General features: G+C 42.8%; 22 protein-coding genes and 1 tRNA gene. 5 read left to right on the plus strand and 18 right to left on the minus strand.

Going from position 1 to position 23,341, the window contains the following annotated elements:
* The 7 genes from JXA84_07530 to JXA84_07560 all read right to left on the minus strand — a co-directional run.
* The coding region (locus tag JXA84_07530; GenBank protein MBN1151051.1) for a hypothetical protein at positions 1 to 220 on the minus strand (220 nt) is incomplete at its 3' end.
* A 62-nt stretch (positions 221 to 282) separates the two neighbouring features.
* Positions 283 to 1,317 carry an NAD-dependent epimerase/dehydratase family protein gene (locus tag JXA84_07535; GenBank protein MBN1151052.1) on the minus strand — a complete coding sequence of 345 codons (1,035 nt, stop codon included), beginning with the start codon at positions 1,315 to 1,317 and terminating at the stop codon, positions 283 to 285.
* Between the two features lie 44 nt (positions 1,318 to 1,361).
* On the minus strand, positions 1,362 to 3,305 hold the full coding sequence (locus JXA84_07540; protein MBN1151053.1) for a hypothetical protein: 1,944 nt from the start codon (positions 3,303 to 3,305) through the stop codon (positions 1,362 to 1,364).
* Positions 3,306 to 3,315: 10 nt separating this feature from the next.
* The gene (locus tag JXA84_07545; GenBank protein ID MBN1151054.1) at positions 3,316 to 4,347 is read right to left on the minus strand and encodes a hypothetical protein; all 1,032 of its coding nucleotides are present in this window, start codon (positions 4,345 to 4,347) and stop codon (positions 3,316 to 3,318) included.
* Positions 4,337 to 5,413, minus strand: coding sequence for an FAD-binding protein (locus JXA84_07550; protein ID MBN1151055.1), 1,077 nt, complete (start codon positions 5,411 to 5,413; stop codon positions 4,337 to 4,339). The genes JXA84_07545 and JXA84_07550 overlap by 11 nt, the downstream gene beginning before the upstream one ends.
* 9 nt (positions 5,414 to 5,422) lie before the next feature.
* Positions 5,423 to 5,920, minus strand: coding sequence for a ferritin-like domain-containing protein (locus tag JXA84_07555; protein ID MBN1151056.1), 498 nt, complete (start codon positions 5,918 to 5,920; stop codon positions 5,423 to 5,425).
* Positions 5,921 to 5,931: 11 nt separating this feature from the next.
* On the minus strand, positions 5,932 to 6,612 hold the full coding sequence (locus tag JXA84_07560) for a hypothetical protein (protein MBN1151057.1): 681 nt from the start codon (positions 6,610 to 6,612) through the stop codon (positions 5,932 to 5,934).
* Positions 6,613 to 6,807: 195 nt separating this feature from the next.
* Between JXA84_07560 and JXA84_07565 the strand changes: the two genes are divergently transcribed.
* Positions 6,808 to 7,080, plus strand: coding sequence for a metal-sensing transcriptional repressor (locus JXA84_07565; GenBank protein MBN1151058.1), 273 nt, complete (start codon positions 6,808 to 6,810; stop codon positions 7,078 to 7,080).
* A gap of 36 nt (positions 7,081 to 7,116) precedes the next feature.
* A complete protein-coding gene (gene cadA / locus JXA84_07570) occupies positions 7,117 to 9,327 on the plus strand; it encodes a cadmium-translocating P-type ATPase (protein ID MBN1151059.1) in 2,211 nt (736 codons plus the stop codon).
* 15 nt (positions 9,328 to 9,342) lie between these two features.
* Here the strand turns inward: cadA and JXA84_07575 are convergent, their stop codons facing one another.
* The 3 genes from JXA84_07575 to JXA84_07585 all read right to left on the minus strand — a co-directional run bounded on the left by JXA84_07575 (position 9,343) and on the right by JXA84_07585 (position 12,962).
* Positions 9,343 to 10,545, minus strand: a complete 1,203-nt coding sequence (locus tag JXA84_07575; protein ID MBN1151060.1) for a lamin tail domain-containing protein — start codon at positions 10,543 to 10,545, stop codon at positions 9,343 to 9,345.
* A 15-nt stretch (positions 10,546 to 10,560) separates the two neighbouring features.
* On the minus strand, positions 10,561 to 12,498 hold the full coding sequence (locus JXA84_07580) for a lamin tail domain-containing protein (GenBank protein ID MBN1151061.1): 1,938 nt from the start codon (positions 12,496 to 12,498) through the stop codon (positions 10,561 to 10,563).
* 65 nt (positions 12,499 to 12,563) lie between these two features.
* Complete coding sequence (locus JXA84_07585) at positions 12,564 to 12,962, minus strand: hypothetical protein (protein ID MBN1151062.1); 399 nt, start codon at positions 12,960 to 12,962, stop codon at positions 12,564 to 12,566.
* A 97-nt stretch (positions 12,963 to 13,059) separates the two neighbouring features.
* Between JXA84_07585 and JXA84_07590 the strand changes: the two genes are divergently transcribed.
* The 3 genes from JXA84_07590 to priA are packed head-to-tail and all read left to right on the plus strand — an operon-like array spanning position 13,060 to position 17,663.
* On the plus strand, positions 13,060 to 13,599 hold the full coding sequence (locus tag JXA84_07590; GenBank protein ID MBN1151063.1) for an NUDIX hydrolase: 540 nt from the start codon (positions 13,060 to 13,062) through the stop codon (positions 13,597 to 13,599).
* Positions 13,574 to 15,331 carry a hypothetical protein gene (locus JXA84_07595; GenBank protein ID MBN1151064.1) on the plus strand — a complete coding sequence of 586 codons (1,758 nt, stop codon included), beginning with the start codon at positions 13,574 to 13,576 and terminating at the stop codon, positions 15,329 to 15,331. Before JXA84_07590 ends, JXA84_07595 begins: the two co-directional genes overlap by 26 nt.
* The gene (priA, locus tag JXA84_07600; protein MBN1151065.1) at positions 15,270 to 17,663 is read left to right on the plus strand and encodes a primosomal protein N'; all 2,394 of its coding nucleotides are present in this window, start codon (positions 15,270 to 15,272) and stop codon (positions 17,661 to 17,663) included. Before JXA84_07595 ends, priA begins: the two co-directional genes overlap by 62 nt.
* Positions 17,664 to 17,666: 3 nt before the next feature.
* Here the strand turns inward: priA and JXA84_07605 are convergent.
* From JXA84_07605 to JXA84_07640, 8 genes are all read right to left on the minus strand, one after another.
* Positions 17,667 to 17,742, minus strand: a tRNA-Pro gene (locus tag JXA84_07605).
* Positions 17,743 to 17,777: 35 nt separating this feature from the next.
* A complete protein-coding gene (locus JXA84_07610) occupies positions 17,778 to 18,239 on the minus strand; it encodes a MerR family transcriptional regulator (GenBank protein ID MBN1151066.1) in 462 nt (153 codons plus the stop codon).
* Positions 18,236 to 19,237 carry an NAD(P)-dependent glycerol-3-phosphate dehydrogenase gene (locus JXA84_07615; protein MBN1151067.1) on the minus strand — a complete coding sequence of 334 codons (1,002 nt, stop codon included), beginning with the start codon at positions 19,235 to 19,237 and terminating at the stop codon, positions 18,236 to 18,238. The genes JXA84_07610 and JXA84_07615 overlap by 4 nt, the downstream gene beginning before the upstream one ends.
* Positions 19,219 to 19,830, minus strand: coding sequence for a glycerol-3-phosphate 1-O-acyltransferase PlsY (gene plsY / locus JXA84_07620; protein ID MBN1151068.1), 612 nt, complete (start codon positions 19,828 to 19,830; stop codon positions 19,219 to 19,221). The genes JXA84_07615 and plsY overlap by 19 nt, the downstream gene beginning before the upstream one ends.
* Positions 19,831 to 19,859: 29 nt before the next feature.
* Positions 19,860 to 21,170 (minus strand): ribosome biogenesis GTPase Der, encoded by a 1,311-nt coding sequence (gene der, locus JXA84_07625; GenBank protein ID MBN1151069.1) that lies wholly within the window; start codon positions 21,168 to 21,170, stop codon positions 19,860 to 19,862.
* Positions 21,171 to 21,189: 19 nt separating this feature from the next.
* Positions 21,190 to 22,449, minus strand: coding sequence for a DUF512 domain-containing protein (locus JXA84_07630; GenBank protein MBN1151070.1), 1,260 nt, complete (start codon positions 22,447 to 22,449; stop codon positions 21,190 to 21,192).
* A 4-nt stretch (positions 22,450 to 22,453) separates the two neighbouring features.
* Positions 22,454 to 22,993, minus strand: coding sequence for an S-layer homology domain-containing protein (locus JXA84_07635; protein ID MBN1151071.1), 540 nt, complete (start codon positions 22,991 to 22,993; stop codon positions 22,454 to 22,456).
* Positions 22,990 to 23,337 carry a cupin domain-containing protein gene (locus JXA84_07640; protein ID MBN1151072.1) on the minus strand — a complete coding sequence of 116 codons (348 nt, stop codon included), beginning with the start codon at positions 23,335 to 23,337 and terminating at the stop codon, positions 22,990 to 22,992. The genes JXA84_07635 and JXA84_07640 overlap by 4 nt, the downstream gene beginning before the upstream one ends.
* Positions 23,338 to 23,341: the final 4 nt, after the last annotated feature.

Here is a 23,341-nt window from a genome sequence, read left to right on the forward strand (position 1 = left end):
AAATAAAAAAAGAGGAAAAAGGAAGAAAAAGAGAAATGACGAAAAGATACCAGTTCCACTTCGTTTTCGACATTGAGTAGAAAGCTATGACAAAAGATATTGACCTGAGCGTCAAACTCGACACAACGGCAACATCATTGTTGAGAAAACATAGGATCCCGAAAATTACAAAAACCAGATACAATAAAAACGAAGCGTATTTTCGATATGACATTTTCATATTATTGCATTTTTAGCAACGACATAATTCTATCAAATATACCGCAGAATTGAAAACCAATATCAAAAAAACAATTTTGCAAGCCTCAATGCCCCCTGGCTCCAGGGAACGCGGTGAGAAACTCCTGTTTTTCCGAAAGATGATCTGTTTTCGCTGTACCACTTGAAATTCCTGAGCAGAGCAGCTTGATTCGAAAACTTAGGCGCATACCCCAATGTCTTCTCCGCCTTTTCTATACTGACAAAAGAATCTTTACTCGCGGTCTCATAGACCCACATATAAAGTGGCGACATTTTAAAAAACTCTAAAACCTTCAAAGCCGTAATAGCCGGTTTAGCTGGGATTGTTTTTATCTTTTTACCAAATCCAGCCCTATCCAAGACCGCTTGATAGTCTTCCTTCATCGTTCCGAATACTTTCGCTCCGATGTTGAAAGTGTCATTGACTGCTTTTTTTTCCGCTGTTAAACAAATATAAATCGCGTCGCAAAAGTCTTCTACGTCGAGCAGTTGGTACCTGTTTTTTCCTTTCCCCAAAAGCGGAAAATTCCTGCCCTCAAGAGCCCAGTCATAGAGCAGAGTGAACACTCCCAACCTTTCCGGTCCAATAAAAGATTTTGGCCTTAGAATTGGAACGCATAAACCCTTTTCCCTGTATTCCAAGCATAAATTCTCCGCTATAATCTTCGCTTTTCCATAGTCACCTACGCCCGAGAGCTTGTCATCTTCGTATATCGGATGGTGGTCGGGAACGCCGTAAACAGCTGTCGATGATATCTGTATGAACCTGTCCATTTTTCTTTTGTACGCCTCTTCGAGCAGAATCCTCGTTCCATCGACATCCGTCGAATATATGTCATTTTTTTTGTATAGCGGAAGAGCGGCGGCTGTGTGGATTATTATATCGACTCCTTCACAAGCCTCTGAAACCGTGTCGGGGTTTCTTATGTCTCCAACAATCGTCTTAACGATATCCTTTTCCGGGTAATTAAAAGGTTCTATGTCGAGTGATATTATGTCATGTTTCCCTTTTTCGATCAGCTTCCTTATCATGTTGACGCCCAGGAATCCTGAACCTCCCGTGACAAGTATTTTCATTGTTTTCTCCTTTTATATTTGTATGGATGTCTTTAATGAGAAACTTAATTATCTATCAATATTATTTTCCTCGTCAAGGTCAATGTTTCAGGGGTTTTGAACTGAATAAAAAACAATCCCTGGGAAAGTTCTTCCGCGGGTATTTCGACCCTGTGAAATCCGGGTTGAAAATAGCTCTGGGAAATACCCGCGCATCTTTGTCCCGCAGAGTTGTATACAGATATCTCAACCGGCAAACCTTGCGTCAATTCAAAGAGAACGACAAAGTTTTCACCAGCGGCAAAAGCCTTTAATTCGACCGATAATGGAAAATTAGGATCTTCCTCAACGGAGGTCCCCTCTATGAGTTCTATCTGTTCCGTGAATGGCACGCTGTCATGGTAGCCGAAAGAAGAGAAAAAATACCAAAACCTGAGAAGGTAGTAACCCTGTGAAAGCCCTGAGGTGTTGAAAACGGAAATTTCGCCGTTTACGATTGAAGCGCTGGAAAAAGGAGTTATCGAAGTGAAAACGCTTGTATCTGAACAAGGCGCGAATTCGGTTTTGTAGCCTATGTATTGATATGGTGATATCGCAGTTCTCAGGCAGTAAGAGCTTCCTGTGATAGATACTGTGTCGTCAATATTGCAGGGGTTGGGAGGATAAAAAGCTGAGATAAAAACCGCGCCGCTATCTTCGACTACAGGCGGATTTTGAAGAATCGAATTGTAGCATAACCCAAGGGAGACCTCCCTCATTATTAGACGACCGAAAAATACGTTGGTGTTGTAAAAAATCGTCAATGACCTGCCTTCGAGAAGGGCGTCTGTGTATATACTCGACATGGAACAGAACATCAACGTGGAATCGTCATTGCCTATATGGCCTCCCGAACCGTCGCATATAACTTCAGAAAGCACTATTTTTGAGCTGTCTCCTCCCAGCAATTCTCCAAAAATGGAACTTTCAAAAGTTATATCGTGTTTTCCCCAAAAATAAAAATTCCATGACTCTACATACGTATTTATAAGCCTGTAAATCCTTCCAGGAAACGGAGCCGTGAAATCAGTGTAATGGGTTCCGTTGACGATACCGGATATACTGTCGGTTTCGCCGTGAATAAACAGCGATCCTGAAGCCCTTAACTCAACGTTTTCGACGGTGACATCGGTGCTGTCGCAAGCCATTGTAGCCAGCATCAACCCCCACGCACTGTCAATGGACACCGTGTAATATATACCGCTGCAGGTCGAATCCGGGAAGGTGAAATGATCGACAAACAAGGACGGGGAGTGCGGTCCTCTCAAAATTCCCGATGAATTTTGCGGGAAACCGAGCCATACGAGAACCGTGTCAGAATGAGAAAGCCTCAAAGACGCCGAATCTTCTGTGAAAAGGACAAATTCACCCAGCTTATCCGATTGAAAAGCCTCGATTGTGCTTTTACCAGTAAGGGAAAATGTGATAAATGAACGATCCATTTCTACGTTGTCAAAAAATGCGGAAGAGCTGTCGAGCAAGGCGAAAGAAAATGGTCTTGAATTCGAAATGAAAGTGGAGCTCTCTGCTTCAAACACCGACATTCCGTATGAAAATATTGAATATTCGTATATGTATGAACAATCGCAGACGAAAACAGCTCCGTCGAATTTCAGAGAACCTTCATCGAGTAAGGTGATATCCCCCTCCACCCTCAGCGTGCATCCGGAAACTTGCAAAAGACCGTTTTGAAATATGACTATGTCATCTTCTATTGCCGTGTCTTGGGTTATCACTAACGTGTCGTCTATATAGACCGTCTCGCTGTTGAAGGCGTTATTTTCGTCTTGAAGAATCGACTTTAGAACGGGAGACAGGCTCGATCTCTGGTATATTCCGGTTCCGATTGCGTTCAAGACCGGCATTGATTGATTTTCGGGATAAAAAGGATTCGCGGCTTCTTCGAGAATTTTAAAAGAACAGAATTCGAAATTTGCCGCAAAGCAAAAAAACAGAATCAAACCTGTCATTTTTTCTCCTTTATTTTATCTTGTTGAAAAGAAAATCGATTTCATAAGAAAGCGAGTTCAGTATTGGAATTTCGGTTAATCTTGATATCTCCTCTACGTGAAGGGGAGATCCTGAAACTACTCCTGAAACAAGATCGGGCTTCAGGGCGTAAGTGTTTTTTAGAATTTCCATTCCCCCCAAAACTCCCAGCGGATCCGAAGCGCAAAACAAAAGCCTGTGAATTCTCATTCTGACTTTTTCCGACTTGAGAAGAATAGAAGTTTCTCTTTGTAAAATTCCGTCGGCTATTTCCACCACCCAGTAATTATCTTTGTTGTTGGCGTGTTTCAAATCCAGTTGGTCGAAAATATTCAAAAGATCGCTCTCGCAGAGAAGGTAAGTCGAAGGGTAACCTATAAAGCTGAAATCCGAAAAGTACTTGGCTCCGGAATCGTTCAAAAAAAGAACGTCTTTCAAACCAGCCGTTCCGGTTATTTTTGAAGCTCTGACGCTTTTTCCTTTCGCCGCTAGAGCTTGACAGCAAGCCGCGGCGAAGGTCGTCTTTCCTGAATTCATGGATGAGCCACATACGAGTATCATCTTTGCTCTCGGGATTTTTTTTGTTTTCAACTTCGGTTTTATTATCGGATAGTCTATTGTATTCACGAATTTTCCAGATAAGTCTTTGATATATCCAAGCAATCTGACGGAGGTTGGATAGACCACTTTGGAACTTTTTTGTCTGACTGTTCCCACCACACCTGATCTGGCTAAAATATGTGCGAATTGTGGACTCTCTTCCGGAACTGTGCCTTCAAAATAATCAGCCGAATAACGGTTGCCGAAAACGCCGATTATCTGCATACCCTCTCTCAGTCTGTGAATTCGTCCGGATTTGTTCTCAATCTGAGTGTGTTGTCCGATTTTATCGACCGAACACAACACTACATCTCCGACCCGGGGTTTTTTACCGTTAGGGAATATTTCGTTTAGTATATTTCTTTTTACAGTCAAAGCCGCGCTGGGTATCAACACGTTTCTGAGAGAAACGCTACTTTTCATATATGACATTCACGCTGTTTAAATTAGATTTCATTATAGCGTTTCTCAAGTTTGTATTGAATAAAAAAGGCGATTTCATCAGTTTTCCTGTTATGTTCAGGAATATTCCAGCCGATTGCCTCGCGTATGCGGCTGAAAAATTATCCGGGTCTTTCCCGAGGCTTTTGAAAAGATTCAAAGCGCTCCATAGAGCATAGCTCAATCCTTCGGCTGAACTCGGGCTTATAAATCCCCCCGCTTCTCCAATTAAAGCGGTTCTGCCCTTTGAAAAAACGAGCTCATTCAAACCAGAAGGCCTCAGCAGAAAACATCCTTTCTCATATATCATTTTCCCGAATTCTATGCCTGAATTGGATAGATTTTCTTTCAGAAATCTCATTTTCCCGTGGATATCATCGTTCTTTGTGAAAGCCGACCCCAAAATCAACATATCCCCTTTTGGGATAACCCAAGAATAAAAATCCGTGACACGGGGATCGAAAACCGAACAAAAATACGGCGCGAAATTGGCAGTTCGAAACCACTGCTGGAAAGACAAATAAGTCCTGATTTTCTTTGAAGGGAATACCCTCGCTCTAACACGGGAAAAAGCGCCGTCAGCACCAACTAAAATTTTAACCCTAACTTTTTTTTCTTCACCGTTTTTACGGTACAGGACTTCAAAGCCGTGTTTTGACTCCGAATGAGAGACATAATAAGCACCGTATTCCACTTCAGCCTTTTCCCTGGCGAGGTTTAAAAACCATCTGTCAAACTTGTACCTGTCGATGTTTATGTAATGTCTCTGGTAGTGTCTTTCAACTTTGCTCAAAAGGTCAATGGCCCTAACCGAGAACAGCTGGGGTTCGACGAGGACTTCAAGGGGAAGTCCCAAGCCGAATTTCGCGAGCATTCTCTGAGCGTCTGGAGCGAGAAGCCCGCCGCAATTTTTCTCATCAGTCACCGATTTCGGAACGTGTGCTTGTAGTTCCCTTTTTTCCAAGATCAAAACTTTAAAATGTTTCGAAGCCAACCAAGCAAAGGCAGCTCCCGATGGGCCGCCTCCTATGACAACGATATCGAACATCGTCGATGGTTATTTTTTTGAAATTATCATTTCAAAGTCTTCCACAAGAGCTTGCAGATCCTCTTCGTGCTCCACTTCGTCTTGAAGTATTTGAAGAACCAAATTGTAAGTCACGGGATCTTTGCTCTCAACGAGTTCCAAAATATCCGAGTAGGTATTGATGGCGCATCTTTCGCCTTTTACGTTCTGTTCCAAAATAGTTTTTACGAATGGGTCATCTGGAGAATCATATCCGCAGTTTGTCAATTTATACCAGTCTTCAGGTTTCAGAACTGGAGTGCCCCCGAGTTGTATTATTCTCGCAGAAAGCATGTCCGCGTGCCTGAGTTCATCCGCTGAATGCTGGACGAGTTCAGCGATCACTGCTTCTTTCATCGGCCCCTTTACGACTTTGGAGCCTATCCAATACTGATAATAAGCCAACCACTCGTCTGAAAACGCTTTATTTAGGACTTTGAGAAGCTGGTCGACGTTGATTTTTAAAATCTGAATTCCTTTTTCTCCCATTTTTCCTCCTTTTAATTGACTTGTTTTTTAAGTTCATCTGCGATATTTTTCAGCAATTCATTGCTCTCTTCGTTGAGGGCAAGGGATTTTTCAGCAATTTCAAGAGACCTCTTCGTAGCTTTCTCGGCAAAATCCATGTAAGAACGGTTTTTTTTCTGCATAACAGACGTGACGACAATCACTATTATTAAAATCACTACTATAACAGCCAGAGGGAAAAGCGATGAAGCCAAACCCATTATACCCGCCCATGGTTGAAAACCTGCTTCGCAAGTTTCATAATTTAAGGTCAGTTCATTGTATAAAACCCATTTGTCCTGATTTTCATCGAAATAAAGAGTGTTGTTTCTCTGCCAAATAGATAAGCTGTAATAATGTTTTTCATAAAAATCGTCTTCGACACCAACCAGTTCGGTTTCAATATACCCTGTTTTATACCCTTCACAGCCGTATCCTTCTTCGTCAACAACAACATTGAGAACTTTAAGGGTTCCTTCGAACGGGAAAAGATTCGTTTTGAAATCGTAGGTCATCTCCGAAACAGGTTTAAGGTAAACGGTAGACCGGTTGTTTTCGAGATAATCCTCCCATGCAGACAAGAGATCGCTTTGATTCCGGGTTAAAGCCGAAAGCTGATGACAAAAAACAACGCCGAAAATAATCATTACGGTTTTTATTGCATTCGATTGCATTTTCGTTCATCCTTTCGACAAGCGTCCGAATAGTATTTTCACACCTATTTAGAGTAAAATCAAACTTTTAGCTTTAAATATTATATCCGCTAAAAGACAATCTATCAAACCCAACCGCAATATTACTTTCGGCATTTTTTCTTGACACAGCCGCTTGCTTGCGATATTATACCTATACCATAGGTGGAGGTATAAATGAAAAACGAAAAGGACAGAATCATTATTAATTTAAAGAAATCGCGGACCCACATAGACAAGATCATTCAAATGGTGGAAGAAGACAAAGAGTGCATATCTATAATGCAGCAGAATCTCGCTGTAATCGGACTTTTAAGGTCTTCACACGAAATGCTTCTTCACCGCCATCTCAAGACTTGCTTTGCCAAAGCTTTCAGCACAGGAAATCAAGGGACAAAAAACCGAATGATAGAAGAAGTGATTTCTGTTTCAAAACTCTTCAACAGGTAAGTTCGTAAAATAAATGCTTCAGCTAAAGGAAGATTCATGAAATCTGTCACTTTCAACATAAAAGGCATGAATTGCGCGTCATGCGCGGCTGGAATCGAAAAGTTTCTCTCTTCGAAAGAAGGAATAAAAAAGGCTTTTGTCAACATCTCAACAGGAAAAGGATATTTTGAATACGACGAGGCCCTTGTCAGGCAAGGCGATATTCTTGAAGCCATTAAAAAGTTAGGTTACTCAGCCGAAAAGGAGGACAGGAACCCTTACTCTATTCTCACCAAAAATAGCCAAGGTGCGGAAGTAAAAAAACTTTTATCAAAATTCATATTGTCTTTTATCCTGGGGTTGCCTCTGCTCTATTTGTCGATGGGTCCTATGTTAGGAATCAACTTGATAAAGACGGGACATGTGGTAAATTCAATCGCTCAGTTCATTTTGACCACAGCAATAATGGTTGTGAACTGGAATATTTACGCTTCAGGTGTCAAAAAACTTATACTCAGAAACCCCAACATGGATTCACTCGTCGAAATAGGCACTCTTGCGGCTTATACCTATTCGGTTGTGCTGTCTATTCAATCGATTTTTGACAAGAATTATCATACACATCATCTCTACTACGAAGGGGCTGCTTTCATTCTCGTTTTTATATCCCTGGGAAAATTTTTGGAAAGTTTTGCCAAAAATAAGACCCGGGGTTCAGTGGAAAAACTTTTAGACCTTCAGCCAAAGAAAGCTTTTATTGAAAAGGACGGGAAGGAAACCGAGATTCAGACTCATTTGATCAGACCCGGATATGTTGTAGTCGTCAGGCCGGGGAAGGTTATCCCGACAGACGGAATAATCGTCAGTGGAAACACTTTCGTCGATGAGAAATCTATAACAGGTGAAAGCCTACCCGTTGAAAAAACCGTCGGAGATCAGGTTGTAGGAGGAACTGTCAATTTAAACGGATTCATAAAATTTACAGCATCTAAAGAGAGCGAGGACACCGTCTTGTCCAACATTATCAAAACTGTTTTCAACGCTCTCAACACCAAAGCCCCAATTCAGCTTCTTGCAGACAAAATTTCATTTTATTTTGTCCCGGCGGTTCTCTCGATCGCAATTTTGACGTTCATTCTTTGGATGTTCGCAGGAAAACCGTTCGTCTTCGCCTTGACTGTTTTCGTGTCTGTTCTTATTATCGCCTGTCCTTGTTCTTTGGGGCTCGCGACTCCGACAGCAGTGATGATGGGAATGGGGCTGGCGGCTAAAAGGGGTATTCTCGTTAAAAAAAGCGAAGCCCTCGAACAAGCTTGTAGAATTGACGAGATAATATTCGACAAGACAGGCACCCTTACCGAAGGAAAAATCGTGCTGAGCGCCATCTCGATTTTCAATGATTTTTCCGAAACAGAAGCGCTTTCTTTAGCCCTCTCACTGGAGTCTAAATCAGAACATCCCGTAGCCGTAGCCCTGTCGGACTACGCAAAGAGCAAAAAAGCCGAAAAAGCAGAAGTTTCCGATCTATCGGTCTTCCCGGGCAAAGGCATAATAGGTAAAATTTACGGCAGAGAAGTGGCAATCGGAACCCTTAGATTCCTGACTGAAATTGTCAAAGATACCGCCGCGCTAAACACCCTCAGGAAAAATAGCTTCACTTCAGCCTTTATGTCCGTCTCCGGTAAACCTGCCGCGGTTTTCTCGTTTTCCGACCCCCTGAGGAAGGAAGCTCCCGAAGTCGTCAGAAAGCTCAAAAAAATGGGCATAAAAGTCCTTATGATAACAGGAGACATGAATCCTGTGGCCGCTTCGATCGCCGAAAAGGCAGGAATAAGTGATTTTTACGCCGAAGTCTTGCCCATGGAAAAATCCGACAGAGTCAAAGAAATAAAAAAATCAGGGAAAACGGTGGCTATGGTAGGAGACGGAATAAACGATGCTCCCGCACTGGCTTCAGCCGATATAGGCATGGCTCTTGGAGGCGGAACCGACATAGCAATAGAAACCGGAGATATCGTCCTCGTGAAAAACAATTTGAATGATGTTTTGAGAGCCATAGAGCTTTCTCGGTTCACAATGAAAAAAATAAGGCAAAACCTGTTCTGGGCTTTTTTCTATAACCTTCTTGGTATACCAATAGCCGCGGGTGTTCTTTATCCTTTTACCGGTTGGCTCTTGAATCCGGTTTTCGCCGCCGTGGCGATGTCGTTTTCTTCCGTAAGCGTGGTCATGAATTCGCTGTCAATGAAATTTTACAGGGGGCGTTGATCCGCCCCCTGTGTATCAATACAATACTTGGAGTTTAACCGACAAATGGTGCATCTCGTCAGACAACATAAGCATATAACGACCCTGAGCAACCGGTCTTCCTTCACTGTCGCTTAAATCCCACGTCATAGAAGTTCTGTTATCCGTTCTGCCGGAAAACAATTCTTTTACAAGCCTGCCGTCAAGGGAATATATACCCAGCGTAAAATTTCCAGGCGCCATGAAAGAAATTTCTACTGATCCACTTCGGGAGAGATAAGGGCAGAAAAGAGCGTATTCCGCCGGCATGTTCACTGATGGAATTTCTTCTTCGACATAAACCGTCCCGTTTGTCGCCCCCCACGTCTCTTGTTTATCGAAAAGAGTCACTTCTCCACCGGAGCTCACCCAGTCATAACCGTCGTGCGGACCAGCTCCGTCGGGTACCCTCTGATAAGTCGTGTCGTTGTATGTGCCATACCAACCCATCTGTTCAACTCTCTGGGTGTCAGGAGTAAAAAGGTAAAATACATCTTGACTTGCAAAATCAAAGCTCGTGAACTCGTTTTCATCTATTACCAAATAACCATGGGCTGGAATTACATGTGATGAGGTCAGGACTGCAAAATCATCGCCGTCAGAAATCATCCAACCTTCCAGGTTGACAATGCTGTCGTTAGGGTTGTAAAGCTCGAGTGAGTCGGGATTTGAAGAACCTCCAGCTGGATAGGGGTCGATTTCATTGAGGCACACCACGCCGTTGAGAGGAGCTGGATGGGCGTCGTTAGCGCTGTCGGGTGTCGGAGTTCCATCTACGTTGAAATCGTTGGCGTCGTTTGGATTTGTGAAAAGACCGTCTGTAATTCTCGAAATCGTCCAGGTTTGTTCAAAAACAGGGACCGGTCCGAGATTGCCAAACGCGATATAGTCCACGATATTGCTTGAATTGTTTAAGAGAAAAAAAGAATCTCCGTCGTTGTCCATATAATATGTTGACCCGAAATCGAGCAAAAGGTGTGAATTACCTGCGATATTAGTGCCTGAAGCTATGCTGAAAGTGTCACCGTCAATGACAGAACGAAGCGTCCAGCCTGTAAGATCAATAGCCCCTGAAGTCGTATTGTATAGTTCAACCCATTCAGAACCTTTTAATTTGAATTCGTTTATGACTACATCAGGAGTCTGAGCAGTCAGAGTGAATGCGATAAGCATTGAAAAGATAAAAAACAAAGTCTTCATTTTCCCTCCAGTTTATTATTCTACTACAGTAATCTTGCATGAAGAGCTTCCGTCAGAGCTCTGGAGTCTGACGAAATAAACTCCTTTAGACAAAAGGAAGCCGCGACCATCCCTGCCGTCGAAAGGAATGTGCCTGAGTCCGGGCTGTTCCTGTCTGTCGAGTATCGTTCTGACTTCCCTTCCAGTTACGTCGAACAATTGGATGACAACCCTTCCGTAAGATGGCACAGCGTAGGAAATATAAGAGCCTCCGCCGAAGAGGGCATCTGAGAACCTGACGCTCGGTTTTTCTATCGACACATCGTTTCCAATTTCCTCTACCACGCCATTCAGATCAGCCAAAAGAGCTCTTATGCAATAAATCTCGCTTGACCACTGCGACCAGCTTGAACCGTCGTAATCCCATGCTCTGTTGTTTGTCTGAGCGTAAAATCCCCATGTCGGCTGATTGACGCCGTCGTAAAAAATACCGACTACAAAATCCTCCCCAGCGTCAACGTTCAAGTATTGAGCCGATACGTCCACAGTGTACCACTGCGGGGAACCGAGCAAAGGAAACGTGACATTTTGCGTGAACTCTTCCATACCTGGTTCTGTTCCTGCCCAGTTAAAGACCTTGCAGTCAAATATATTGCTGCCGGTTGTCGCGTCTTGAAGATAGTACTTCGCCCCTATGAGTCTGAAAGGGCCTCTTTGAGCTGGCGCCGTGAGCCTCATAGCGGATCCTTCTCCAACCCCTCCCCAATAATAATAACCCGTTGCGGCAGAAGAATCGTAGTAAACTTCGATTGTGTCGCCGAGAGGAAGAGTGTCGAGTATAGTGAAAACTGAATCGGAATTGTCAAAAAAGAAATAGTCTTCATCGCTGAATACACAGACCAGGCAATTGCTGGATATATGTCTTGGCAACTCAAAAAGAGGAGAAGATGTCGCCGAGTCTGCAATCGTATCCCAAGAAACTCCGCCGTCGTAACTTATATAGACATCGTAAGCTACTGCGGTGCCAATCCACGTGACCTCAAGTGTATCTCCCGCATATAGAGTTTCACCGCCATTCGGATATGTCACCTCAATTGACATGAAACCATTTGGTGATCCCCATGTTGCTGTCGTGTCGAATAATGTCGTCCCGCCGCCTGAAGAAATCCAGTTAAAACCGTCTCTCGGCCCTGATCCGTTTGGTATTCTCTGAAGGGAAAAATCGTTGTATTCGCCTGACCATCCAAGTTGTTCCAGTCTTGAAGTGTCGGAGGAAAAAAGATAACAGACATCCTGGGATGCAAAATCAAATCCGAATTCAGACTCGTCTATGACGAGAAAAGACCTCGGCGGGACAATGTGCGTGTGAATCGTGTCTATTTCATCTCCGTCAGATAACATCCATCCCGCGGTGTTTACAGTGTCTGTAAAAGAGATGTTTACCAGTTCTATTGAGTCATTCCCGCCTGTAGGATAAGGGTCTATCTCGTTGATAACCAAAAAACCGTTGAGCGGAGCGGGTTTTGCGTCGTTTGGAGCGTTCTGTGTCGGGGTGAGATCCATATTGAAATCGTGCCCTATGTTGCCAGTCCAGTAACCGTCTGTTATTCTCGACACAGAATAGTTCATAGGAGAAACCGGCGCGGAGCCAGCGTCTCCAAAAGCTACAAAATCAACTATCGTGTCGCCGGGTTTTACGAGAAAAAGTGAATCACCGTCGTTGTCCATCAGGGAAAAACCATTGCAGAGAAAATGGGAATTGCCGCTTATGGTTCCGGTTGAAATCTCAAAAGAGTCTCCATCTATTGACGAAGTCAGTTTCCATCCGGTCAAATCAACCGCAATTGAAGTTGTATTGTAGAGTTCCACCCATTCGGTTCCTTTGGGGACGAACTCGTTTATGACGACTTGAGGAGTCTGGGCTTCGATTGACGCCGTCACAAAAAGAGCAAACAAAAACTGAATCTTCTTCATACAGCCTCCTTGATTTTTTTGAAAATATAATATTTTATAACGATATTGTTAAAAAAAAATAAATATCAAAGAGTTTTAAGATCTGTTGTTTTTTTTTTGAGTTCGTATAAATTACCGTCCTTGTCTTGAATAAAAAGAACGGTTTTATCAGATTTCTTATGCCGTATGAATGTGTAGCCCTGTTTTTGTCCGCGCGCTACAATGCCGGGAATATCGTCCATGCGGAAACATATATGGTCGAAGCTGGTCTGATTTTTTTTGTATCCTTTCAGCACGAAAACCTCGATCCAGTCCTCACCCGACATATATATATACACGTGAGCCGGCATTTCTATCCCGAAAAGAGACCTCGATGTCAAAGCGTCAAGTCCGTAACTATACATGTATTTGCATTGGAGCACCGTCTTGAAAAATTCCTCGGCGTATTCTTTTGAAGACACAGTGACGGCAACATGGGCTATCATATTGTTGTTTTCTACCAAATAAATCCCATCTCGTAAATGAATTTTTTATTTTCTCGTCCTTTTGGTATTATATAATCGTAAATTGCAGGAGGGAAAAATGATAAGAGAAGAAATGTTAAAATCAGAGACCATATTCGAGGGAAAAATCATCACTGTAAAAAAGGACACTGTCAGAATATCCGAAGAAAAAAGCGCTTATAGAGAAATTGCCCTTCACAAACCCGCTGTGGCTGTAGTACCTGTTTTCGACGAAGGGATCTTCCTGGTCAAACAGTTCCGATACGCTACAGGCGAATTTCTCTGGGAGATACCCGCTGGAATAATGGAACCCGGCGAGAATCCTCAACAGACAGCTATTCGAGAACTCATTGAAGAGACAAGTCTAAGGCCTGAAAAACTCGAGCATTTATGCAGTTTTTACACAACTCCAGGGTTTTCGAACGAAGAGGTGATAATTTTCATTTCCAAAGATCTTCACCACGATTCATCTCTTCAACCCGACCCCGATGAAAACATCGAAAAAAAGCTTTTTTCCCTGGGAGAACTGTCCCTTGCTGTCAGAAATGGAACTATAAAAGACTCAAAGACTTTAATAGGGATTTGTTTTGCTCTTGAAAAAATTCAGCAAGGCTTTTGACCTTCTACTCATACTCGCTTTTTTATACGCCCAGCAGGTCTTCTCGGAAGAATTCACAATAGAACCTGAAGAATCCGATTTTCAAAATATCTACACTGAATTTGGAATAGCAAAAATGGAGCTCAATTCTTGCCCTGAAGAAAGCCTGGTGCTCCTCCCCTATTTCGACCGTCAGAAAGCTCTTATCTTAATCGAGAGCAGACCGTATTTGTCTGTGGAAGAAGCGCTGAAAGTTACAGGTTTTTCACCTGAACAATCCCTTCTGCTGAGGAATTTTTTCTACATCAAATCCTTTTCCAAAACACCATCACCTTTTTTGTTTGACTTCAGCACAACCCTCATACACAAAGAATTCGATGAAGAATCATACAGAGTACAACCGTTCACTGTTTCGAATATGATGAGTTTAAAAAAGGGCAACCTTGGGTTTTCAGCTTCGACGGGATTGGACGCGGGAGAAAAAGGGTACCCGGATTTTATTAACGCATCAATTTCATACACTGAAGAGTCTATAGGATTTATAGCAGGCACCCAGAGAATAAGAGCCGGTGCGGGTCTTGTATTCGGTAACTCAACCTTCGGCAAAGTCACCATGCCTTCAAATCTCATGAGGTTGACCGCATATTCCGGAGGTGTCGAGCTCGGCGTTCCCGTAGGAGCTTCTTTAAGGTATAAAACAGGTTTTTTTGAGCTCACTGGTCTTTCAGCGTGGAGGTTTTTCGACGCGGTTTTCGACTCGGCCGGAAACGCGACAAGCTTATACGAAGACGGTATACACGTCACTGAAAGTGAGAAAGGGAGAAAAAGAAATTTTTGGACGAGAGAGACGGATGTTTTTCTGAATGTCGAAAATACACTTCTCCTGGCGGGAACTTATGCGCGATTCAAATCCTCTGCAAAATTGGATGATTTCAGTTCAACCAATGATTTCTGGGCGGCTGAAGCCATACTCGGAAAAAAAGGCGGTGAGTGGGACCTTTTCGGCGAAATTGCCATCACAAAAACAGGCGGTGTAGGAGCTTATCTCGGTTTTTGGAGTTATATCGGGAAAGCGAAAATAGGGGTTTCACTCGCCAGATACGATAAAAATTTCTTTTCCCTTTTCTCAACCCCCCCTTCGGAATTGGGTGCAAAAAACGAACATGGCATAATATCATCCCTTACAGTTCCTTTCGAGTTTGCAAAAGTTTCTCTATATTTCGACTTATTCGGTGAAATCGAACCTGTAGGGATCGATAAAAGGTTCAGGGGAGATCTCAATATCGATGTCGAAAAAAGGATAAACCGAGATTTTTATCTCACCATTTCAGCCCAAAACAGGTTCATGAAAGGAGAATACAGGGGCTTTCCGGGCATTCGCCCCAGAAAAGAAGAGTATTCACTATCAATGGACTACGGTGAATCCTCATTGTCATACCATCTTTCGTATGCATCAGACAGCGCTTTTAACGAAAACGGAGAAGCGTTATCAATAAGGTATAAATACGAAATTTGGGATTGGAGTTTTCTTCTGTCCGCGGTAACTTACTGCACTTCTTCCTACGCATCGGCAATTTACATATATCAACCGAAAATTCAGGGTTCCTACGGTTTTTTAACAGCGACCGGAAAAGGAGAATCTTTAAGAGTTATCGCCCAAAAAAAAACGGAAAATTGGTCTTTGTCGTTTTTTGCCGATATTTGCGGAAAAAACAAGGGGATTGGGATTTATTTTGACATCTTCAACGGTTAAATACTTGGACGTTTTCGTCCCGAACAGAAAAATAATCCTGACATACCTGCACCACGGCGAGACTCGTCCAGTTATCGGCAGGCTTGTTCAAATCCATTTGAAAAATGAAGCGAGCCCTGGTTGCGTAATCGGAGAGACAAAAAAACCCGAAAATTTCAGCGTTAAACCCATAGATGGATTTATAGGCGACGAAATCTTTTTAGACGAAAAGATCTTGTCAATCGCACAATTCATGAATTCGTACTACGGTTATCCATTGGAAGCTTGCCTTGTGAAAACTTTTCCTTCAGGGCTTTTCTCGGTTCTGAAAAAGACGGTTTCGGTTTCAGTTTTGCCGGACTATTTTTCTCAAAAATCCAATGCTTTTTTACAATTGTCCAGAAGAAAAAAAGTAAATTTCGACCATTTTTTGGAAAATATAAGAAAAGAAAGAAATCTCGAACTTCTCGGAGAAGCTCTTGACAAGAATCATGCTGTAATAAAATTTGAGATACCGAGTCAAAATTCTGAGAAAACCGCTGCGGAGAGGCTGATATCTGTTCAGAAAGTCTCGGGACAGCTTATGACCGAATTTCAGAAAACAATTTTCAACTTCGTAGTATCCTCCGGAAATTCATGCGAACTCTCAAAAATCACTTCTTCTTTCCCGCAAAACGCTATTTCAGAAGTCGCTAAAATGGTTAGAAAAAATATCCTGAAATCTAAAAAAACCTTTTACAGCCCCGGTATTGCGGAAAAATTTACGCTGACCCAAGAGCAGAACAAATGCGCTGAATCCGTGGGGTCGAATCCGGGAAAGGTGTTTTTGCTCAAAGGCGTCACCGGAAGCGGTAAAACAATGGTCTACCACAGCTGCATCGAAGACACTCTAAGAAAAGGAAAATCGGTTTTATTTCTCGTCCCTGAAATCGCCCTGATACCACAGACAAAACTTTTTTTCCAAAAACATCTGAATAAAGTTGAAACATTGACCTACCACAGCGGGATGAAACAGGCTATGAGGTTTGAAGTCTTCAGAAAGACGCGCGACACCAGCCCTTTACTTGTAATAGGAACCCGTTCATCAATTTTTCTCCCCATGAAAAATATTGGTCTCATGGTGGTCGACGAGGAACATTCACAGCATTACAAAGAAGAGGATTCAGGACCTTTCTATTCAGCGAGAGACCTGGCGGTCTGGCAATCACAAAAATTCAATTTTACCGTAATTTTGGGCAGCGCGACACCTTCGGCAGAGAGTTTTTTAAACGCGAAAAAAGGAAAATACAACCTTTTAAGCCTGCCGAACAGAGCCACTAACACTAAAATGCCCGAATGTTTTCTTTTGCCAGTCTCGAGATCTAAATGTGAGGCGGTTTCAAAAGACATGAAAGACCAAATCCTCGAGAACTACAACAGAAATGAACAGTCCATTCTCCTTATAAACCGCCGTGGTTTCTCGAATTACATGGTCTGTCCTCATTGCCTTTCGGTAGTCAAATGCCCATCGTGCAATGTGTCGATGACCTACCACGAAAGTGAAAAAAAACTCGTCTGCCACTACTGCGGAAAAAAATTAAAAATCCCGGAAAAGTGCCCGGTCTGTGCCCATCCAAAAATGCACTTTCACGGAGCTGGAACTGAAAAGGTCGAACACGCTATATCCAAGGCTTTCCCCGAAATAGAAATTTTAAGGCTCGACACAGATGTCTTGAGAAAGTCAAAACAAGATCACGAAAAATTTTTTTCGGACTTTCACTCAGGCAGATACCCAATTTTAGTCGGCACTCAAATGGTGTCCAAAGGTCTCGATTTCCCGGGTGTGACCCTTGTCGGAATAATAGACGCCGACAGCGCTTTGGCTTTTCCTGATTTCAGGGCGGCAGAAATCGCTTTTCAACTCATTGTCCAGACCTCCGGTAGGGCGGGAAGAGCGGGGCAGAAAAGCAAAGTGCTCATTCAGACCGAAAACCCTTCAAATCCACTGCTGGTTTTAGCCCAAAATCACGACTATGAAGGTTTTATAGAGAAGGAGCTCCGGTTGAGAAGAGAAGTAGGTTATCCGCCTTTCACAAGACTGGCAAGAATTGTCGTGAACTCAACCAGCAATTCCCTCGCGAGAAAAACCTCGTTTGTAGTAAAAAATATTCTGGAAAATTCGTTGAATTTCGCTGAAACCCTCGGGCCTGTTCCCTGCCCTATAGAAAAGATAAGGAATAGGTACAGGTGGCATTTACTTGTGAAAGCCCCGAAAAATATTCTTCTCGGCAGAAAAATTCTAGATTCGGGAATTTGGGAGGTCAAAACCAAGGCGAAAATATATGTTGATATTGACCCTTTTAGAATGCTTTGAATATCGGGGCGAGAGGATTCGAACCTCCGACCCCTTGAACCCCATTCAAGTGCGCTAAGCCGGACTGCGCTACGCCCCGATTTTCAGAAATATAGAGTATAAACACCTGTCTTGTCAAGAAATGTCGTCTGAAAATAAATTGAGTTGGACCGCGTCGAGTTCCTTTTGATAGGCAGTATCAGCTCCAATCTTTTTTTCCGAAGGGAAATAAAATCCCGACTTCTTCAAATCCGAACGCAGGTCTTTGAGTGTTTTTTTAACCTCTTTGATGACCATTTTTGTTTTTTGAGCCGAGGAGATTTTTGCCGCTTTAGCCCCTGTAGAAAACTTCAGCTGAAGTTCCTTGACCGCGCCTTCTATTGTAAATCTTTTCACGTAAAGAAGGTCTACTATTGCCAGAACGACATCCAGATCGGAAGATGTGTATCTTCTTCTGCCTGATTTGTCTTTTTTTGGTTTTAAAAATGGAAAAAATTTATCTTCCCAAAATCTCAAAACATAAGGATTTACACCCGCCTTTTTAGCCACTTCGCTTATCGAATAATAGACTTTTTTTTTGGAAAAAAATTTCCTCAAAATTCAATCTCCGGCTTCAGTCCCCTGTCCATCAAAATTCTCACAGCTTCCATCGGGGTGATTTTTTCGTCCATAATATCGACGACCACAGACGTAATTGGCATTTCTATCTCGAGCTTTTCAGCTATTTTCCAGGCTATTCGAGCAGTCCTTTCGCCTTCGGCGACCATCAGCATGTCTTTTTTTATTTCGGATAACACTTCGCCCCTGCCCAACCTCTCACCAAGCGTTCTGTTCCGGCTCAGAGGAGAGAAGCATGTCGTTATTAAATCGCCGAAACCAGAAAGCCCTGAAAAGGTTCCATTTTTTGCCCCTAGGGCGACACCGAGTTTTTCTATCTCGTATTTCCCTCTTGTCATCAAGGCCGCTTTTGCGTTGGTGCCGAGATTCATCCCATCGAGTATTCCTGCAGCAAGCGCTATGATGTTTTTCAGCGCTCCTCCGAGCTCCACCCCTTTGACGTCTTCAGAGGTGTAAACACGGAACCTACTCGAAGAGAGTGTAGTTTGAACCATAGATGAGAGAGAGGTGTTTCTTGAAGCCGCGACACATGAAGCAGGTAATTGACGCGCTATTTCATTCGCTATAGTCGGACCTGAGACTACGGCAATTTTTTCTTCAGGAAAAATTTCAGCCATTATTTCGCTTAAAAGCTCGCCGTTTTCACCCAGACCTTTGGTGAAATTTACAACACCCTTCAACCTATCTTTCATAGAAGAGATGGATTCAACAGTTTGACGGAAAAACTTTGATGGCACTACAATGAAAAGCAGGTCCGCGTTTGAGCCTTCCTCGGCCAGGGAGTCTATTATTTCGATATTTTCACTGATTTTGAAACCAGGCAAAAAAAGGCTGTTTTCTCTCGTCTTCCGCAATTCAAGGCGTCTCTCGGCGACAGGCTCAAAGAGATATGTTTTTACGCCCAGGTTTGAAAGGTGCAAAGCCAACGTGGTTCCCCAATTTCCAGCGCCTATTATCTTTACCGTTCTTTTTTCCAAGAGAATTTTGTCTCCTGCCCTTTTAGAATTCTCGAGATATTTTTTCTATGAGAAAAAACGACAAAAACCGCCGTTGCTATCCCATAATAAAATTCACCTTGAGATAAAGGCAATTTCATCAGTTTAATAGCAGTAAGTAAAGAAGCGTAACTCAGAGCGGCTATTATTGATCCCACAGATACGATCCTGGAAAATGTTAAAATCAGAACAAAAACCAAAAAGCAAACAACAGACAGCAACGGCGTGAGGACGATTATTGTTCCGAGTCCTGTCGCGACGCCTTTTCCGCCTTTGAATTTCAGGTAGGGCGAAAATATATGCCCAAGCACCGCACCGAGCGCCGTCGCAGAAGGAGAAAATTCAAATAAAAGCAAATCGTCGTAATAAAATTTCCCCACCAGAATTTTTACGGCGAGGACAGGCAACAACCCTTTTAGGATGTCGAGAGTAAAAGTTATCAACCCCGGCAAAACACCGACCGTTCTCAATACATTTGTCGCTCCAATATTTTTGCTGCCTTCTTTTCTGGGATCTTTGCCGTATAATTTCGAAATTAAAAGTCCAAAAGGGATTCCACCGATAAAAAAAGCCAATAAAACAAATGCTAAAAATAGAATTACCGTCATTGCTTTTGTACCGGTTTTATTTTTACAACTATTCCTTCAAGGTCAAAACGAGCCCGTAAATTCTTCTCAAGGTATTTGCGGTAATTGTCGGTTATACTCTGGGGCAGGTTAGTCTCTGCGGTGATTATGTGTGGCAATTTGTGAACGAGATGAAATGAATAGATGTTGATTCTCTTTTTCCCGATCATAGGCGGATGGTGAGATATGACCGAATCCAAAAGAGTTTCTTGGAGAGTTTGCTCGTCCAATTCAGTACTGCCTCTAATTTGAATTTCCCGGATCGTTTTGACAAGTTTCGGCACGCCTGTTTTCTTGAGAGCTGAAACGAGTACAACGGGAATATAAGATCGTGATTGAAGTGATTTTTTGACGCTTTTAATAAGAATATCCCGATTTTCAGGATCCACGAGATCAGATTTATTAAGGCATACAATCAAACCACCTGCGGATTGTTCGATCTCTTTGAGGACCCTCCAGTCTCCTCTGACGAATCCCTGGCTGGCATCCATTACGAGAATCGTAACCTCTCCTTGCCGGTATTCGTCCCAGGCTCTTTTTATGCTGTAATACTCTATGTCGCTCTCGACTCGAGCCATCCTCCTGAATCCGGCGGTATCAACTATCTCAAAATTATAGCCGTGATACTTTATCTCCTCACTCACCGGATCTCGCGTCGTGCCGGGTTGGTCGTGAACAATGGATCTTTTTCTGTTTAAGATAGTGTTCATCAAAGAGGATTTCCCTACGTTAGGCCTTCCGGCTATTATTATCTTTAAAGGTTTCTCCCTCTCTTTGAAATTTTTGCCTGAAACCCTTTCTTGTATAGAATCGAGCATTTCTCCGATTCCGAAACCCTGAGTGGCTGATATCGGAGTTGGATTACCTAAACCGAGTTCGAAAAAAGGGAAATTAAGTCCCGCGTTACCTGACGGATTATCGATTTTGTTTACCACTATCAAAACACTCACACCCGATTTTCTCAGTATTTCCGCTATTACTTTATCTCCGGGGTTGACGCCGGATTTTCCGTCCACCAAAAACACCACGAGTGAAGATTTACGGAGCAACTCTCCGAGGACAGATGATATCTCATCCATAATTCCTGCTTTTGAATCATACCCGAACAGCCCGCCTGTGTCGACGAAATCATATTTATTGCCGCACCATTCAACTTCTCCATAGTTGAAATCTCTTGTGACGCCTGGTTTTTCGTCAACTATCGCTTTTCTTCTTCCGAGAAGTCTGTTAAAAAGTGTCGACTTGCCGACATTTTGCCTGCCTATTATTGTTATCAAAGGTTTTGACATTTTTTTATTTTACACTTTATTACAATGATTTATCAAGTTTGTTGAAAAAAGACCTTGGGTTTTCCGGACATACAAAGACCTTTCTGCCTGTAGAAATTTCAATGTCAGTAATTTTCAAACCATCTACAAAAAGACCTTCGTGGTTCAGAGTCCTTGCCGGTATTCCTATAATGCCTTCTTCGAGGTTTTCTAAAGCTTTTTTAAGATCTCTGCCCGACAAAAGAGCCGCTGTGTCGACGTTTCCTCCGTAAAATCTGTTTTTTACAGGAACAACTTCAGCGCAATTTTTTCCGCAGAAAATTTTGTTTGCCAACCCCTGGACATAAGGAGCCATAGCGATTCCGGTCAGAATAAACAAAGGCCTTTTTATTTTCAACTCTGATGTTTTTTTTGCTCTATCGATAAAAAGACGCAAACCGCCGACACCATTTTCCAGTTGAGGAAAGTTTGTGTAATAGGATCTTCCGGGTATTTCAACATTCGCTTTCAAAAACATCTGATCTGTGGGGTAAAGAGGCGTCAAGTCTCTTTTTTTTCTAAAAGTTGCGGATAGGGTTAAACCTATGACTTCCTGGGATTCCTCTTTTGTCATCTCCCTTAAAGGCGTCAAACCCTTTCTGTATTTTGTAAGCCCGACAGGCACAAGTGCAACGGAGGCCGCTTTGAGCTTCACGAGATCTTCGAGAGTTTTTTCCAGCACATTTCCGTCGTTCATCCCTGGCACGATTACGATTTGAGTGTGAACTTTGATTCCGGAGCCGACCAGCTTTTTTAGAAGCGGAACTATGGGAGCTCCGCGTTCCAAACCGAAAAGCCTCCCTCTCTCCAGCGGGTCTGTCGCATGAACGCTTATGTAAATAGGCGAAAGTTTCAATTCGGTAATTTTCATAATTTCTTTTTCGGTCAAATTCGTACCGGTGATGTAAGCCCCGCTGAGAAAAGAAAGCCTGTAATCGTCGTCTTTAAATTTAAGAGATTTTCTTGAATTTTTCGGGTTTTGATCTACGAAGCAAAAAACGCACTTGTTCGCACATCTTTTGTATCTGAAAGGCTCGATTACCGCGCCGAATATTTTAGGTGTGTATCCGCCGAGGTCAGCGCTCTTCTTTCCGGCCTGACTCTTCCATACAATTTTACCCCTATAATCTGAAATCCAAAAAGAAAGGTCGAAATAATCCTGGAGCTGTTTCCCATTGATCGAAACTATCTCATCTCCCGGAAGAATTCCGAGTTCTGTGGCAAGTCCTTTACCCGAGACTTTTAAAATTTTTACGCCCATTAGGTCAATTAGACATGTAATCGCAGATTTTCTTTACGCTTTCTACGGCTTCGGCCCCGGAAACGTAGCTTTGCCTGTCACCCGATACCAAACCATTTTCAACCGCCCATTTCCAACTCTCGGTGTAAATGTCCTCCGTTGAATAGATAATAAAAAAGTCCCTTATCAATTTGTAAAAAACTATAGCGAGTTGGAATTTTTTCACAGGGTCGTCGGGATAAAAACTTCCGTCAGGGAAAAGAGGCATAATATCTCTCTGCGAGACTTTCACAGCATAAATACCAGCCCAGTGATTGGATATGTCTTTGGGAAAATCGGAATTCTTGATCGGAAAAAGCTCGAGAATGCAGCTGGAAGAGAACCTTGTCTCTATCAGGTAAGCGAGCTCTCCTCTCGACACAGCTTCAACATTTTGCAAAAAAGTGTCCGGATTTGAAACCCTGATAATCTCAGGGACCATCTTTATTGTTTTGAGAGATCTTACCTCGCCAGTCGTGGAACATGATACGAGAAAGAAGATAAGTATGTAGATAAGTCTCTTCATTCCTTTTCCACTGGCACAAGACATATAAAACTGAACTTACCCTTGCCCTTATTTTTGTATTGATGCTTTTCATCGGACGGGACAAACACCGTAAATCCCTTTTTCAATTCGATTTCACCTTCCTCGGTTTTCAACGCTCCTTCACCTTCTAGTATGTAGTTTATATGCTCCCATGGATGAGCGTGAAAAGGAGTGTACCCTCCCTCATCGAGTTCGAATACCCTAAGCGCCATCGTGGGTTTTCCTTCCCTGGATCCTATAAGCAGGTTCTTTTTTACCCCTTTAGTCTCTTGGTTCTCTATTACCGACTTGATAGCTTGATCTTGCGGCACAACTCTTATCATTTTT

This window comes from candidate division WOR-3 bacterium, assembly GCA_016926475.1.
Taxonomy (GTDB): domain Bacteria; phylum SDB-A; class SDB-A; order SDB-A; family SDB-A; genus JAFGIG01.